The organism is Emcibacteraceae bacterium, from assembly GCA_041396985.1.
Lineage (GTDB): Bacteria > Pseudomonadota > Alphaproteobacteria > Sphingomonadales > Emcibacteraceae > Pseudemcibacter.
In genome coordinates this window covers 289,082-305,090 of the sequence record JAWKXO010000004.1, presented here as the reverse complement: position 1 = coordinate 305,090, position 16,009 = coordinate 289,082, and the positions used below count along the sequence as shown (strand labels likewise).

The window sequence follows — 16,009 nt, the reverse complement described above, 5'->3', positions numbered from 1 at the left end:
AAACCAGCGCCGTTAAAAATATGACAATTAAGCCTCAGAAAAAAAGACATACTTTATCAATAATTGTTGATAACGAAGCAGGTGTTCTTGCACGTGTTATCGGCCTTTTTGCGGGTCGTGGCTACAATATTGAGCATCTGACCGTGGCCCCAGTGGATATTGCCGGTACTGAAAGCCGGATAACCGTAGTGACCATTGGGACACCAAAAATTATTGAACAGATCAAAGCACAGCTTGACCGTCTTGTCCCCATTCACTGCGTTGGTGATCTGACCGAAGATGGCCCGTCTGTGGAGCGTGAACTTGCCCTTGTTAAGGTCTTTGGCAATAAGGAACAGCGCCTTGAAGCGTTACGTGTTGCGGAAGCCTTTCGTGCCCGGCGCGTTGACAGTACAGCAAAAAGTTTTGTTTTTGAGGTGACAGGTAAGTCAGAAAAGATTAAAGCATTCATCGAACTGATGAGCGATCTGGGCCTTGTCGAGGTTGTGCGCACAGGTGTTGCAGCCATGCAGCGCGGCCTAAAAACATTACAGGATTAAAATAAGAATTTTTTGGAGATAATTATATGAGAGTTTATTACGATAGAGATGCAGATGTTAATCTGATCAAGACCAAGAAAGTACTGATTGTCGGGTATGGTAGCCAGGGTCATGCCCATGCCGCCAATCTTCGTGACAGCGGTGTCAAGGAAATTGCTGTAGCGTTGCGCGAAGGATCATCCACCCGTAAAAAAGCAGAAGCCGCCGATTTTAAATGTATGACAGCATCAGAAGGTGCCAAATGGGCCGACGTGGTTATGGTTCTTGTGCCTGATGAATTACAGGCAGACCTTTATAAAAATGATCTTGCGCCAAATATGAAAGAAGGCGCGACCCTGATGTTTGCGCATGGACTTAATATTCATTTCAAGCTTATTGAACCACGTAAAGATCTTGATGTGTCGATGATAGCCCCAAAAGGCCCTGGCCATACGGTTCGTTCCGAATATCTGAAAGGTGCCGGTGTTCCAACTCTGGTTGCTATTTATCAGGACGCGACAGGAAACGCTCTTGATGTTGCCCTTTCCTACGGTTCAGCAAATGGTGGCGGACGTGCCGGAATTATTGAAACAAACTTTAAGGAAGAATGTGAAACTGATCTGTTTGGTGAACAGGCGGTCCTTTGTGGTGGTGCATCAGCGCTTGTTCAATGCGGATTTGAAGTGCTGGTTGAAGCAGGCTATGCCCCTGAAATGGCCTATTTCGAATGTCTGCATGAACTTAAACTGATTGTTGATCTGATGTATGAAGGCGGCATTGCCAATATGCGCTATTCAATTTCAAATACGGCTGAATATGGAGACTATATGTCCGGCCCTCGGGTTATAAATGAAAACACAAAAGCGGAAATGAAACGCATTCTTGCGGATATTCAGGAAGGTCGCTTTGTCAATGACTTCATGCTTGATAATAAAGTTGGCCAGATCAAACTGAAAGCGTCCCGTGCCAAAGGTGAATCCCATCAGATTGAAGAGGTCGGTGCAAGACTCCGGGCTATGATGCCATGGCTTAAAGAAAACCAGAAGGTTGATAAAACCAGAAACTAAATTTCTGAACATAAAATCAAGTGAAAGCCTCCGGTATAACTGCCGGAGGCTTTTTTATTTCTTGTTCATCTGCCAGAATTTAAGAACATTAATTGTCTATGTCCTGATCATGGTTTGAATGTGGCAACCATATCGGGTAGGTTTTATTAGTTATAAAAATCCCGGAGGATAGGTTAATGATGAGAAGGGTGTTTTATTTTATTTCTGTTTTCAGCCTTGCCGCTGTGGCAGTCGGCTATCAGTTCTGGCAACCATCGATTTATTTTCTGATTATCATTGTGCCATATATCATAGTCGGCGTTCATGATATTCTTTCAAAAAAACATACGATCTTAAGAAATTATCCGGTGATTGGCCATTTCCGCTATTTTCTTGAATCCTTACGCATAGAAATAAGGCAATATTTTATTGAAAGCGAACTGAATGGGCGTCCTTTCAGTCGGGAAATCCGCTCACTTGTCTATCAGAGAGCCAAGGGGGAGCTTGAAACCATTCCCTTTGGAACTCAACATAATATTACAGAGCCCGGCTACGAATTTTCCTATCATTCCCTATCCCCGGTCGAGGTTCCAAAAGAAGCCACCCGGCTTTTATTCGGCGCAGTGAATTGCACGAAACCCTATAGCGCATCACTTTTGAATATTTCGGCAATGAGCTTTGGCGCATTAAGTCCCAATGCCATTACCGCCCTGAGCAAAGGCGCAGCGCACGGAAATTTCGCCCATAATACAGGGGAAGGGGGCCTTAGTCCTTATCATATAAAAGGGGGCGGTGATCTGATCTGGCAGATTGGTACGGGTTATTTTGGCTGTCGGAATAAGGACGGCAGTTTTAACCGTGAGAAATTCCAGGAAAAAGCGTCACAGGATCAGGTGAAAATGATCGAAATTAAATTATCACAAGGGGCCAAACCATCCCATGGCGGCATTTTGCCGGGAGCCAAGGTTAATCAGGAAATCGCAGAGATAAGAGGGCTCGAAGTCGGCATTGATGCCATATCACCGCCGTCCCATTCCACATTCTCGACACCATCAGGGTTGTTGAATTATGTGGCTGAACTAAGAGAACTTTCCGGCGGCAAACCTGTCGGCTTTAAGCTTTGTATCGGCATCAGAAGCCAGTTTATGGGAATCTGCAAGGCAATGCTTGAAAGCGGAATTATTCCTGATTTCATAACCGTGGACGGGGCAGAAGGCGGGACGGGGGCTGCGCCGGTTGCTTTTACCAACCGGTTGGGGACACCAATCAATGAAGCGATTTCATTTGTCCATAATTGTCTGATTGGAATTAACAAACGCGCCGATATAAGGCTAATTGCCAGCGGTAAGGTGGCAACGGGATATGATATGGTGACCAAACTGGCTCTGGGGGCTGACACCTGTAATTCGGCAAGGGCAATGATGTTCTCACTCGGCTGTATTCAGTCGCTTCATTGCAATACAAATAAATGCCCAACCGGTATAGCAACGCAGGATAAATCAAGATGGAAGTCACTGGATGTTGAAGATAAATATAAACGCGTTGCCAACTTTCATCATTCAACAATTCATTCTTTCACTGAAATTCTAGGGGCCATGGGTCTTGATCATCCGGGAAAACTGATCCCGGCACATATTGAGCGTTATATGGATGATGGAAGCCGAAAAAACTTTGCCGAATTTTATCCTGGGCTAACGGACGGGGAATTGCTGGGTAAAAATATCAACCCTGCTTTTTCCTCTGACTGGAAACTGGCCTCTGCTGATCGGTTTTAAATTTATAGCTCCGGTTGTATAAATATTGTAAATCATCCCGTCCTAGTGACTTTTGCTAAAAATATGCTATAGTATGGACCGGATAGAATAATCTTAAGGAGAAATAGACTTTAACTTTACAGAAAAATTTTGATTTCTGTAATATTTTTGGGGGATATATATGAACAAAATCTTAGACTCAATTATTGGGGTTTTTTCAAATTCGACTGAAAAAGATGCCAAAAAAGGGTTTCATGGCAGAAGAGTAAAATATGCTGATAGCAAGCAGAAAAGCTTTATCCTAAGTGAAAATGCCACAGCCAATCTGGAAAAAATACTTTATGAGTCTACCCTCATTGAAACTGGACAGATTAAGTTACTGGGGCTCGATAGTATAAAAAGCAGATTGGGTGATAGCTGGCCGGCACTACTCCAAAATATTCACGATTCTTTTATTTCAATTACTGAAAGCTATATTAGCAGCAAGGATGTGTTTTTTAACCGTTCAGATGATGAGTTTGTAATTGTATTCGCATCGACTTCTGACAGAGCGGCCGAATTGATCTGTGCCAAAATCCTTAAAAGTTTGACCGAGAAATTCCTTGGCTCATCTGACACAAAAGAAATTGTTGTTAAAACGGCTTTGAAGAAAGTAAATGGCGAGGTTTTTTTCCGTTCAGAAAATCTTGGCTCTATGCTGGAAGCTGTGGCAAACGAAAATTCACCTGAAAATCAATCTATGTCAGATGACGAATTGAGATCAGAACAATCAGAAAAAAAGAGTAAATATAATTTTGGCTTTCGGCCGATATGGGATGTGAAGCATGAAGCCATCACAACATTTATCGTTAAGCCTTATCTTGGAAGTATAAACAAATCCATTTCTCACCCGGAGCGGTTAAGGATAGGATATGACGTTCTTGGTAAGTTTTATAGCAAAGACGAAAAGCTGGATCTTGATTATACTGTCCTTAACCAAGCTATTAATACACTTAAAAATCTGGATGTGACCAATTATAGGCCCATACTTAATATTCCCGTCAGCTATGAAACTGTTTATAATATGGATATGCTGATGAAATATACGTCTTACTGCAGCAGAATTACACCGGATATCGGTAAATATATTGTTTTTTATCTTGTCGGATTTCCTGAAGGTATACCAACCGTAAAATTAAATTTTATTGTATCATCATTAAAGCGTTATGGACGTGCAGTGATGTTGAATTCCACATCGTGTGAATTGCATCTGGAAAAATATAAATATAGTGGAATTAAAGTTATCGGGGTCAAACTGCATGAACTTGCGTCCAGAAGAGAAATTGCCTGGGAAAAATTACCGGTTTTTGTCGAAAAATGTCATCAATACTCAATCAAGCTCGCGGTGCTTGATGTTGATACACTTGGAGACCTGCTTCTGGCAAAAACAAATGATGTGGATTATTTTGGGGGTTTGGTGATCGGCGACTATAAAATCCGCTGCGGGCCAATGCAAAGACTGCCCTGGAAACAGATTTTAAACAGCTTTCAGGATATTTAAAGTCTCTTAATTGTCATCTAAATTTCACTTTGATTGTTTGAACTCGGGGGGTAAGATAGAAACTATCGGATTGGAATTTTGTAGATTGATTGGAAAGGCAGTATTGCAATGAGCTGGACACGAAGAAAATTTGTTGCTGGGGCAGGTACCCTTGCCTTTGCAGGGCTTCTAAATAGTTTTACGGATAGATCCTTTGCTGCAAACAATCATAATATAAAAGGATATGGGCAACTGGTCTCCGATCCAAACGGTATTCTTGATTTACCAAAAGGCTTTTCCTACAAAGTTATCTCAGAAATGGGTGATAGGATGGATGACGGCTATATAGTCCCGGACCGGGCAGACGGCATGGGCTGTTTTAGTCTTGCCGGGTCACAGGTGGCGCTGGTCCGGAACCATGAAATTGGAATGGATAATCATGATCCTGATATGACAAAAATGCAAAGGGGGTTGCAGTCTGTGGCCTTTGATGAGACCAGTGAAGGCTTTCCGCTGCCTGGTGGGACGACGACCATTATTTATGATACAAAAACGGGTGAGCGCGTTAATGAATACAGAAGCCTGATCGGAACACTTAGAAATTGTGCCGGCGGAATAACGCCTTGGCAAAGCTGGATAACCTGCGAGGAAATTGTATCCCCTGCCGGGGAATTTGGCAGTCATTCGCATGGCTGGGCGTTTGAAGTTCCTGTACTTGGCGGTTACAGATTTAGTAAGCCTGAACCATTAAAAGGGCTCGGCCGGTTTAATCATGAAGCTGCGGCAGTCGACCCAAGCACAGGGATTGTCTATATGACGGAAGACCGGCCGAACAGTCTGTTTTATCGCTTTATTCCGAATGTATACGGCCAGTTGGATAAGGGCGGCAAATTACAGGCATTGGGCTTTAAAGGGCAGGAAAAAGGGGGGGACAGCCGCAACTGGGACGGGGTTACCTTTAAGCAAGGGGACTGGCATGAGGCCCGCTGGATCGATCTTGACGATACGGATAGCCCAAAAGATGACCTTAGACTGAGAGGTCATGAAAAAGGCGGTGTTTTCTTTGCCCGTGGTGAAGGAATTACATGGGGAGATAATGAATTATATTTCTGCTGCACCAATGGTGGGGTAAAAGGCTTTGGCCAGATTATGAGATACCAGCCGTCGGTAAAAGAAGGCACCGATGGGGAAAATGACGCCCCCGGCAAGTTGCAGCTTTTCCTGGAATCTGATGTAAGGAATACATTCAGTTTTGGTGACAATCTTACCGTAGCGCCATTCGGTCACCTGATCGTTTGTGAGGATAATTATGATAACACCGATAATTACATGCGGGGCGTGACGCCGGATGGGGCGTTATATCCGTTTGCCAGACTGATTGTGGACAGTGAAACGGCCGGGGCCTGCTTCTCGCCGGATGGCAGTATCCTCTTTGTTAATATACAAAGTCCGACAAAAACCCTTGCGATTACGGGTCCCTGGGATAAATTTTCAGTTTAAATCATAACCACTTAATTACACCAGCCACCACCACTCACCATCCAAACGCCGCCATTTTGATTACAGGAGGCACTATCAGTGTATTTTGAATGATCTGCGGACCAGAAACCTTCATCTTTATTATCGTTCCTGGTGTATTTTGCCATTACCTCCGCCCAGATCTGTGCCGCATGGTTCCAGTCCGCTTCATAATTGGCAATATATCCGGTGACATCTTCTTTAATATGGTCACCGGTTGATGCTGATATATTGGCGGCCTGACCGGGCGTGTTAATGAACCAGACAGCACCATAAGAGGGATAAACCCTTAAATCTGCCCGTTTTACAGGACCCTTTAAGCCGGCCTTTCTTGCAGCAGAGACGATATCTGGAAAATCAAGAAAATCGGAGGTAAGTGGGAGTTGCCGGAAACCTGCATTATCCGTGATCTTAACAGATAAATCGTAGGGCTTTACTTTGATATCCAGCTTTTTGTTGTTTGAAGAGGACAGAAAAGTAAAATTAATCTGATATTGTCCATTTTTAAGCTCATTGATGTCAATGCCGGTCGGAATTATGTCGGAAAATGACCCTCTGGCCTCGTTCTGAAGGGCGGTTAACATCAGCTGTTCAATGTCGGCAGGAATGAAGCGATCGTCAGTTTCAATTGTCCGAAAATATGGCGGATGATTGACACGGGTCCATTGTTGGCCGCTGTTTGGCGGGACTATGGGTTCAAACCGAAGGCTGTTGCTGTCAGACTGTTTATAGGGGATTTGCAGTTTGACATTGCTATTAACATCACTTTCAAAATACATAATATTATCTTTAAATGAATAGCGGCCTTTGTCAGCATATAGTGTTGTGCCGTATCTGATATAACTCCCATCATTTTTGAGTTCCAGTACATCATGATAATGCTGCCCGACAGCGTCCTGGTAGTTGATTTCCCATGTGCCGACCGGGTCGTCATTGCCGCTGCAGGCGGAAAGCGGCAAGATTAAAATATTGAAAAGAAACAGACACTGAAAAAACCATTTATTAAGACGCATCATTCAAATTTCCGATCAACAGATAATGGTAAATTATGAAGGTTTAAATATGAAACTGAAGTCAGTAATACTAATCAAAACACCTTGAAAATTCAATTTTTTCTTAGCTGGGTTGTTTTAAATATTCGTCGCTTTCGCAATGGCATCATCAAGAATGGATAATCCCCGATCAATTTCCTGATCAGAAACGGTAAGGGGCGGTGCAATCCGGAAAACCCCGCCCATTCCCGGCAGATTAACGATATTCATGCTTAGTCCAAGGTCCATGGCTTTATTGGTAATGCGGCTGCCAAGTTCTGAGGCCGGTTTTTTGGATTTTTTATCCTGAACAATTTCCATCCCCAGCAACAACCCGCGACCACGGACATCCCCGATACAATCATAACGGCCCATAATATCCTTAAGCCCGGCTTTTAAACGCTTTCCGGCCACTGCCGCGCGTTCGGTCAGCCTGTCACGCAACAGGACATTAATTACCGTTAAACCGACCGCAGCGGGCAGCGGGTCGGACACATGGGTCGTATAAAATAAAAAGCCGCGTTCATGGCATTTTTCCTCAATTTCGGCGGATGTCAGAACGGCCGATAACGGCAGTCCGGCCCCAAGGGTTTTGGACAGGGTCAGAATATCCGGCACGATATTATCGCGCATAAAGGCATAAATTTCACCGGTGCGGCCCAGCCCCGTTTGCGCCTCATCCAGGACAAGCAGCATGCCCCTTTTTTCGCAGTGTTTTTTTAGCGCGGCAAGATAGCCTTCCGGCAATTCAAGAATACCACCGGAACTTAAAATCGGCTCGGCAATGAAAGCCGCCAATTGCCCGGTGGATTGCCGGTCTATCAGATCAAAGCCATAGTCCAGTTCTGCTTTCCAGTCATAATTTTCTGTGCTTCCAAATGTCGGGCGATATAAATTGGGGGCCATAATCGCCATGCCGCCCACATTCATCGGGCCATATCCTTTTCGTCCGGCCGAGTATGTTGCGGATGATGCACCGCCGGTCATGCCGTGCCATGACTGGGCAAAGCCGATGACTTCATAGCCCCCAGTATAAAGGCGGGCCATTTTGAGCGCCGCTTCATTTGATTCAGCACCGGTGCTGAGCAACAGAACCCGGTCAAGGGGTTTGGGGGTAAGCTTGATAAGCGCTTCCGCCAGATCAACAACAGGTTCGCTTAACATGCCGCTGAATAAATGATCCAGCTTCTCAATAGAGGATTTGACTGTCCCCACAATTTCAGGGTGGCTGTGACCAAGAATGGCGCTCATCTGACCGGACGTGAAATCAAGCAGTTCCCGTCCGGCCCTGTCATAAATATAGGACCCTTTGGCATGATCAGCGACAAATGATGAAAATTCCCCGCCATAACGGATTAATGTTGAAGCGGCTCTGTTTAATATTTCATTTTCTTTCACCCGACCCTCCCTTAATTTTAGGCAAAATTTATATCATCAGCCGTAACATTTTTATTCTCGTAAAAGCAAGCGGCAAAATATGTACTTAGAAAGAAGAGTATTCAGGAATGATTTTAGATATATTTAATTATAGTTTAAAGTAACTGCCTGCTTCGACCCAAAGCGGACATTCGAAAAGTAGATGATTATTTTTTTTGTATTTTGAACTTGATAACTATTTGTTCTGTTTTTAAATCCTTAAGCCTCAATTCAAAAAACTATCGGTACCAACCGGCGATTGAATAACGTGTACGGTTGGTCGGTAATACTTCGTGCGGTATAAGATCGCTTAGAAAAACAACCAGGGTGCCAAGTTCGGGAGCAATCAGGATTTGTTCCTTATCGTCAGGCCCGACAAAAAGCCTTAATTCACCGGCGTCGGTATCTTGCCATGAATCGTTTAAAAAAAGCACCACCGATATTTTGCGGTTGTCGGCCCCTTTGAAAGCATCGAGATGCTTTTTATAAAAATCGCCTTCATTATATCGGGCGTAATGGCTTTCAAAATATTGAAGCCCCAGAAATAAATCACGGTTGAGCGCCGTTTTCAAATTATCTGCCCATTCGTTCCATTTATTATCGGGGAATATTTCATTACCGATCCACACAATATCAGTGCGGCGAATGGTTTGATTTTTGTGATGGTCTGTTTCCCGGCCAATTCCCGCAGGTTGATATTGAAGGGTGTCTTCATAACTTGCCCGGTCACTTAATAATTTTACAAGTGCCTGCGGCAAAGCATTTAATTGAACACTGTAAGATTTCGCCACAAGATCATCACAGATTGAGCCAAAAAGCACAGCTTGATCTATATCGGTATCTTCTAACGGGTCTGGTATGGGAAGCATTTGCTCGGTTAAACTCTGCTGACTGTTATGACAACAAGCTCTGTTCGAGCAAAATTGAAAATAAAAGTTTTCCACGCAGATAGATTCTGCAATTCTCACCCTGTAGCAAATATTTTTACCCGTGTATATATCTATTTTTTCTTAAAATATGGGCAGATAAATACAGGTTTAAAGCACGTGTCATTGGATGGTCATTGACTGTCCGTTTCCGACCAAGGCGAACGTTCACTTTTCGCTCGATGGCTCGATTAACTTTGTACAAAAATACATTGCTCTGTCTTTATCGCCATTAGGAAAAAAAGAATTTGGGCTATTACACCGCACTTTAATGATTTCATCCAGCTGAATTGAACGCTCCTTCCGATTTAGTATGAGGTCTTGAATGCGTGTTTGGATGACTGGTATTACTTTCTGTTCAAACTCCACTTTATTCAACAAATCCATGATAAGCTTTTCTCCGTATTCAGAACGAGCGGCTAATACTGAGATCACTTTAAAATCAGCCAAATTTTGCATTATATTATTTACAATTATAGATTTATATTTTTCCGCAAAAGATGCAATAGCTTTATCTCCCAATTCCAGAGCTAATAACGCACCCATTTCAAGATACCTAGGGGTCATATAAGCTGGTCTGCCTTCTGGACTTCCAAATGTAATATTTAGTGTTTTTTCAGTTTTTTTCTTATAATCTTTTTCAGCATCACCTCGATTATCTTCAACCTCTCGGTCTAATCCTAAAAAGAGTTGTTCCAAAACTTGCTGATCGTAAGGTTTTGCGGATTTTGCTAGAAAAATATTCATCATTTTTTCTCTTTCATTCATAATTCCATTGGCAAGCAAATTGGTTTCCAGAAATGCTTCTATTACCTCAGGAGAAGTTTCTTGATGTTGGATAACCTTTACCCCTTCGTCTTTTTTATCCATAATCAATGAATGCGCATTATCAATTATTGACTTTTGTCTGCGATAAACGACTTCAATTGCTGCATCCAGATATCTACCTCCTGCATTAATAGATCTTACCAATTGATCCGAAGTAACTTTATCCGGAAGTTTCAGCATTCCATTATCTGCCCAAAGATCGACCTCTGGATGTTCTTCTCCAAACATTTGCCATAAGGCATAATAACTCACTTTCTCACTTAGTAATTCACCTGAGCTTTTACGAATGATATTAAATTTACGGGGAGCTTTTTCACTTATAACAATATTATTTTCAAGCTGGGATATTGCTGAAACAACTACACATGTATCTGAGATTAAGATATGTGAGTATCTATTATCATCTAAAACAAATTTGTCATTTTTGGGCGATCCGAAAATCATTCAATGGTAGAAAAAACATAGGTTAAAGTCATCTGACCTTTCCAGTTTGAATTTTGCAGATCTTATAATGACCTCTACTTTCCCTAATATTCTTGAATATGCCGCTTCAAATATAAGCCTATTGGTTTGAGATATGTCTCTAAGGTCACTTGGTGTATATTCAATAATAATACCATTGGCTTCAACCTTATTTATATGTTGAACCTCTGTTTTATGATTGCCATTTGTACCTTCATTTGATGCGTTTTTTTCTCCGCAAGAAGATAAAAGTAAAATTACAATTATGTGGAAGACCACATTTTTCACTATTGAGAACCCCAAGGATGTAGATACTAAGTACAAATTAACAGTAGCAATTTCCATTGAACTGTCAAGTTTAGAGGAACTCTTCCCAACTTTGTAATGACTGATTTGGGTCGAAAGCGGACGTCTAATTTTATTTTGATTTGGCGAAAATTCTTATCTCTATTTTCCGGCTGACCTGTTAAAGCGTCTTTTATTTCTTAATCATTGCCTCAATCGGTTTTCCGGCTTTTAGGCTTTCATGTGTGCCCTGATAATCAAGGCCCAGAAGTTTCATCAATGTGGCGGCGATTTGTGCCTGCTTGACGTCGTCCGTATTTTTCATTTCGCCGCTCGCCGGTGTATCGGGGCCGATCACCGCCATCCAGATCTGATCATCGCCGCTAAAATAGGCGACATTGCCGTTTGGCCCTTCGTGGGCGCCATGGCTTTTCCAGCTTTCAAGACTGTCATCACCGCGGCCATGATCGGTGGTCACGAGCAGGGTGGTTTTATCCTTATACTGTGGGTCGTTTTGAACAAATTGCCAAATGCGGCCAATAAAATCATCGGCGCGGTGGGCGGCGAGCATATATTGGTCATAAAAGCCGTCATGGGCAAAATCATCGGTTTCACCGAAGGAAATATAAAGCGCTTTCGGATGGTTTGCTTTCATATATTCGGTGGCAAAATTATAGGTGAATGCATCCATTCTGACACTGTCCCACGGGCTTGGTGTGTCCTGCTGCAGTTTATTCAGAACCTTAACACGGTCATTAAGCGGGGTCATATCGTCAAACCCGGCATTCAGGAAAACATGGCTGCGCTGCTGATTGATGATATAGGGAAAAACATCCCATGAGGCAAAAGCGGCCGTTTTACCCTTATAGTCCGGCATTTCATCAAGCCATTCGAGAAAGGTTTTGTTGGGGTTAAGCACTTTGTCATTGCTGTTGATGCGCGGGTCGGCAAAGCCGGTCAGGATTTCATTATAGCCGGGATAGGAAAAATGATAGCTGTTGGTGATATTGGCATTGCTGCCTTTTTCGCGGTTGCCGTAAAGTTGTCCCTTTGTCGCAACCGTGGTCCATAAAAAGGGAAACAGTTTTTTTCGCGCCGCTTCGGGATTATTATCCCAGAATTTATTTTTGAAATCCGCGTAAGTGTAGTGGTATTTTGCGTATTCTTCCTGGTCGAGAAAGCGTTTGTCAAAGCCGTTAAAAACTTCCTGCCAGCGCATACCGTCAAGGCTGATCAGGATGACATTTTCGGTTTTTCCTGCGGCCTGGGCGAATGCACCGGAAAAAATAATGCATGAAAAAATGAATAAAAAACGAATTGATATTCTGGACATGATAATCCCTTCAATAAAATATGATAAAATCTTATCAGAAATTATCGAAGGGACACTATATTTTTATGACAGTAAAATTAAATTTCTGTCACACGTGAATTACTGACCGGCCATTGCTTTTTTGGCGGCATCAATCTGTCTTTTCAGGCTGCCTTCATCGGGGCTGATGGCAAGTGCGGCTTCATAAGCCTTGATGGCATCGGCATATTTCTTTTCTTTCATATAAACATTACCAACCATGGTGTGGGTATAACTGTCACCGGGCGCGATTTCCGTGCTGAACATGGCCATATCCAGGGCAGCATCAAGCTTATTTTCCTCGAGCAGGCTATTGGCATATTCCGCCATGGTAAAGCCGCTGAAATCAAAGGTGCCCTTGCCGTAATATTTATCTTTAAGTTCGTTATATTTTGTCTTGGCGGCGGCGGTGCCGCCATCGGCGATCTGCTCATTCATGACCTGTTCGATCAGCATCGGGTTTGCCTGCCCGCGGTGGCAAGTGGTGCACATGACGCGGGTATACTGATGATCGGTGCCACGGTTGAGGGAGCGGATATTCTGATTGATACTGCCGACCATTTTCATCATTTCACGGGAGATTTTCTTGGTTTCCTTGTCATCGGATTCAAAATCAAAATGGGCGCCTTTTTCATCTTCGATCCTGACATGGCAGTATGTACAGCGCTCCCCGGTGGCAAAGGTAAAGCCGCGCATAATGCCGCGAAGCCTTTCCGGCGATATATCCTTCGGCAGCACGGTCAGGTTTTTTGGGTTTTCAAACGGGTTCTGGGCACTGGCAAATGACAGTGGTACACAACAAACAGTAATTAAAAAAAGAAGACGAGCGATCGACATGGTTCCTACCCCTTTAATTATTTTGAGATGATATTGGGAAAAACCATATCACTGAATGGGTTTATTTTATAGCAATCATTTTATGATCACAAAAATGTGATCAGGATTTTTTAGGAATGATTTTTAAGAATTTCAAAAATAAAACTTCTGGACCAATGCGTTTTATTGTATGGCTTAACCATGCAGAATGCTTCATTTAATGCCAGTGATTTAAAATTTGACCCGCCGACTTTTGCGGCCAAATTTCTTTCTGATCAGCTTGAAAAATATTATGGTCTTACCGGAATTATAAAGCCGCTTGCGGGGGAGCGAGACCAGAACCATCTTCTCACAACACCGGATGGTCATAAATATGTGCTTAAAGTCGCCAGTGCCCATGAAGACAGAGGTGTTATTGATTATCAGGTTAAAGTGCTGAAACATGTTGAGCAAAAGGCTCCTGATTTAAACATCCCGCGTAATATCATGAGCATGGAGGGCAATGATTTTGCCTTAATCCACAATGATGCAGGGCAGGAGCATGTCATGCGGCTCTTAAGCTATGTTGACGGGGTGCCTTTTGGCCATCAGACACATCCGGATGAAGCCATTATTTTTGAGGCGGGAAAATTTCAGGGGGCATTATGTATGGCTCTGACCGATTTTTCCCACAGTGCTGAAGGCCATTTTATGCCGTGGGATATCAGCCGGGGTGTGGTTTTGAGCCCGACATTACGGACAAGCCAATTTGGCGAGGTTGAACGGCTGGTGCTTCCGCTGCTTGATCATTTTGAAAAAAATGTGCTGCCGAAATTAAACAGTTTCCGAAAACAGACAATCCATAATGACGCGCATGATGGTAATATGCTGATCTCTAAAGGCGGATTTAAAGGGCTGATTGATTTTGGCGATATTGTCCACGCGCCGGTGATCCAGGACGCGGCCATTCCGCTGACCCGCTTTGTCGGCCTGACCGATGATCCCTTAAAATATGGCGGTCTTTATCTTGAGGGCTTTAGTCGTTCATTCCCGCTTTATGCTGAAGAAGTTGATCTTCTTTATGATCTGCTGGTTCTGAGGGCGGCACTGACCATTCAGTTGATGGATTTTCGTATTAAAAATAATGACCGTAATAAAAATAACCTGATAAGTGGTTATCCAAGGCTGGTAAAAATGCTTGAAAATCTGATTGCCCTTGATCAGAGTGAAATGACCAGTGTTTTTCACGTAGCAAATGAAAAAGGAAAAGTTAATGACCAATGATGCCCTCTGGCAACGACGGAAAAAAGCGTTAAGCCCGACATACGCCCATTTTTACGATGAGCCGCTCAATGTGGTGAAGGGGGACGGTGTCTGGCTTTATGACGAAACGGGCAGAAAATATCTTGACTGTTATAATAATGTGGTCTCGGTCGGTCATTGTAATCCGAAAGTGGTCAAAGCCCTTTGTGATCAGGCATCGACCCTGAACACCCATACCCGCTATATCCATGAAAATGTTGTGGCGCTGGCGGAAAAACTGGCGGCGAAATTTCCGGAAAAGCTGGATACCTGCATATTTGTCTGTACCGGGACCGAAGCCAATGACCTGGCGTTGCAAATGGCACGCTGCGTCAGCGGCAATGATGGGGTGATTGTCACCGATGCCGCCTATCACGGCAATTCAACAGTGATTGGGGCGATGGACCAGCGCCGCAAAAATTTTGGCCAGTTTGACTGGCTTGAAACGTTTGAGCCGCCAAACACATACCGTGGCCCCCATGCGGGTAAGGATGAAGGGGAAATGGCCGCCCATTATGCGAACGAAGTGGAGAATGCCATTGCAAAACTGGAAGGAAAGGGCATTTCACTGGCAGCGGCCATGCTTGATTTATCCTTTGATTCAAACGGCATTCTGATCCCGCCGGGTGATTATGCCAATCTTGTTGCAGATAAGGTGAGGGCCGCAGGCGGCCTTGTCATCTGTGATGAGGTTCAGGCGGGGTATTGCCGCCTTGGGGATTATTGGTGGGGTTTTGAACGTTACGGCGTTATGCCGGATATTGTGACAATCGGCAAGCCGATGGGAGCGGGGCACCCGGTCGCGGCCATTGTGACGACGCGCGAAATTGCCCGGAAATTTTCAGAAATTGACCGCTATTTTAATACCTTCGGCGGTAATCCGGTTTCAGCCGCCGTTGCATCGGCGGTGATTGATGAAATTGATGAACGGAAATTGCTTGAAAATGCGACCGAGGTTGGTGCCTACCTGCAAACGGGACTTGAAAAATTAGCCAAAAAATATGGCTTCATCGGTAATATTCAGGGGGTGGGGTTGTTCTGGGGACTTGATCTGGTTTCCGACCCGGCGAGCAAAACACCGATGAGGGATGCTGAGCTCCGTCATATTACCACGCTTCTCAAGGATGAAGGGGTGTTGATGGGCTATACCGGGCGCTATAATAATTGCCTGAAAATAAGACCGCCACTGATATTTAATAAAGGAAATGCCGATCAGGCCCTAACGGCTATTGATAAGGTGTTCAGCACTCTGGGATAA

The 16,009-nt window shown here is 43.7% G+C and carries 14 protein-coding genes; 7 read left to right on the top strand and 7 right to left on the bottom strand.

The window, feature by feature from the left end; genetic code table 11:
• Positions 1-20 precede the first annotated feature (20 nt).
• From ilvN to R3D86_12310, 5 genes are all read left to right on the top strand, one after another.
• On the top strand, positions 21-539 hold the full coding sequence (gene ilvN, locus R3D86_12330; protein ID MEZ5758998.1) for an acetolactate synthase small subunit: 519 nt from the start codon (positions 21-23) through the stop codon (positions 537-539).
• A gap of 26 nt (positions 540-565) precedes the next feature.
• The gene (gene ilvC / locus R3D86_12325) at positions 566-1,585 is read left to right on the top strand and encodes a ketol-acid reductoisomerase (protein MEZ5758997.1); all 1,020 of its coding nucleotides are present in this window, start codon (positions 566-568) and stop codon (positions 1,583-1,585) included.
• A gap of 176 nt (positions 1,586-1,761) precedes the next feature.
• Complete coding sequence (locus R3D86_12320; protein MEZ5758996.1) at positions 1,762-3,339, top strand: FMN-binding glutamate synthase family protein; 1,578 nt, start codon at positions 1,762-1,764, stop codon at positions 3,337-3,339.
• A 160-nt stretch (positions 3,340-3,499) separates the two neighbouring features.
• A complete protein-coding gene (locus tag R3D86_12315; GenBank protein MEZ5758995.1) occupies positions 3,500-4,858 on the top strand; it encodes a hypothetical protein in 1,359 nt (452 codons plus the stop codon).
• A 108-nt stretch (positions 4,859-4,966) separates the two neighbouring features.
• Positions 4,967-6,337, top strand: a complete 1,371-nt coding sequence (locus R3D86_12310; GenBank protein ID MEZ5758994.1) for a DUF839 domain-containing protein — start codon at positions 4,967-4,969, stop codon at positions 6,335-6,337.
• 11 nt (positions 6,338-6,348) lie between these two features.
• Here R3D86_12310 and R3D86_12305 read toward each other — a convergent pair whose 3' ends face one another.
• The 7 genes from R3D86_12305 to R3D86_12275 form a co-directional block, all read right to left on the bottom strand.
• Positions 6,349-7,371, bottom strand: a complete 1,023-nt coding sequence (locus R3D86_12305; protein MEZ5758993.1) for a hypothetical protein — start codon at positions 7,369-7,371, stop codon at positions 6,349-6,351.
• 114 nt (positions 7,372-7,485) lie between these two features.
• Positions 7,486-8,784 (bottom strand): aspartate aminotransferase family protein, encoded by a 1,299-nt coding sequence (locus R3D86_12300; protein MEZ5758992.1) that lies wholly within the window; start codon positions 8,782-8,784, stop codon positions 7,486-7,488.
• Positions 8,785-9,041: 257 nt separating this feature from the next.
• Positions 9,042-9,671, bottom strand: a complete 630-nt coding sequence (locus tag R3D86_12295; protein MEZ5758991.1) for a 2OG-Fe(II) oxygenase — start codon at positions 9,669-9,671, stop codon at positions 9,042-9,044.
• Positions 9,672-9,896: 225 nt separating this feature from the next.
• Positions 9,897-11,000: a hypothetical protein gene (locus R3D86_12290; GenBank protein ID MEZ5758990.1), complete on the bottom strand. Its 1,104-nt coding sequence runs from the start codon at positions 10,998-11,000 to the stop codon at positions 9,897-9,899.
• On the bottom strand, positions 11,001-11,306 hold the full coding sequence (locus R3D86_12285; protein MEZ5758989.1) for a hypothetical protein: 306 nt from the start codon (positions 11,304-11,306) through the stop codon (positions 11,001-11,003).
• Between the two features lie 190 nt (positions 11,307-11,496).
• Entirely contained in the window at positions 11,497-12,636 is a 1,140-nt protein-coding gene (locus R3D86_12280) for a hypothetical protein (protein ID MEZ5758988.1), read from the bottom strand.
• 99 nt (positions 12,637-12,735) lie between these two features.
• A complete protein-coding gene (locus R3D86_12275; protein ID MEZ5758987.1) occupies positions 12,736-13,491 on the bottom strand; it encodes a c-type cytochrome in 756 nt (251 codons plus the stop codon).
• A 180-nt stretch (positions 13,492-13,671) separates the two neighbouring features.
• Here R3D86_12275 and R3D86_12270 point away from each other — a divergent pair, with 180 nt between their 5' ends.
• Both R3D86_12270 and R3D86_12265 read left to right on the top strand, forming a co-directional pair.
• Positions 13,672-14,733, top strand: coding sequence for a phosphotransferase (locus tag R3D86_12270; GenBank protein ID MEZ5758986.1), 1,062 nt, complete (start codon positions 13,672-13,674; stop codon positions 14,731-14,733).
• Complete coding sequence (locus R3D86_12265; protein ID MEZ5758985.1) at positions 14,723-16,009, top strand: aminotransferase class III-fold pyridoxal phosphate-dependent enzyme; 1,287 nt, start codon at positions 14,723-14,725, stop codon at positions 16,007-16,009. The genes R3D86_12270 and R3D86_12265 overlap by 11 nt, the downstream gene beginning before the upstream one ends.

Coding starts and splice junctions, on each gene's coding strand:
- R3D86_12295 (MEZ5758991.1), bottom strand. CDS start 9,671: ATGCTTCCCATACCAGACCCGTTAGAAGATACCGATATAGATCAAGCT.
- R3D86_12275 (MEZ5758987.1), bottom strand. CDS start 13,491: ATGTCGATCGCTCGTCTTCTTTTTTTAATTACTGTTTGTTGTGTACCA.
- R3D86_12290 (MEZ5758990.1), bottom strand. CDS start 11,000: ATGATTTTCGGATCGCCCAAAAATGACAAATTTGTTTTAGATGATAAT.
- R3D86_12315 (MEZ5758995.1), top strand. CDS start 3,500: ATGAACAAAATCTTAGACTCAATTATTGGGGTTTTTTCAAATTCGACT.
- R3D86_12320 (MEZ5758996.1), top strand. CDS start 1,762: ATGATGAGAAGGGTGTTTTATTTTATTTCTGTTTTCAGCCTTGCCGCT.
- R3D86_12305 (MEZ5758993.1), bottom strand. CDS start 7,371: ATGATGCGTCTTAATAAATGGTTTTTTCAGTGTCTGTTTCTTTTCAAT.
- ilvN (MEZ5758998.1), top strand. CDS start 21: ATGACAATTAAGCCTCAGAAAAAAAGACATACTTTATCAATAATTGTT.
- R3D86_12270 (MEZ5758986.1), top strand. CDS start 13,672: ATGCAGAATGCTTCATTTAATGCCAGTGATTTAAAATTTGACCCGCCG.
- R3D86_12310 (MEZ5758994.1), top strand. CDS start 4,967: ATGAGCTGGACACGAAGAAAATTTGTTGCTGGGGCAGGTACCCTTGCC.
- R3D86_12280 (MEZ5758988.1), bottom strand. CDS start 12,636: ATGTCCAGAATATCAATTCGTTTTTTATTCATTTTTTCATGCATTATT.
- ilvC (MEZ5758997.1), top strand. CDS start 566: ATGAGAGTTTATTACGATAGAGATGCAGATGTTAATCTGATCAAGACC.
- R3D86_12265 (MEZ5758985.1), top strand. CDS start 14,723: ATGACCAATGATGCCCTCTGGCAACGACGGAAAAAAGCGTTAAGCCCG.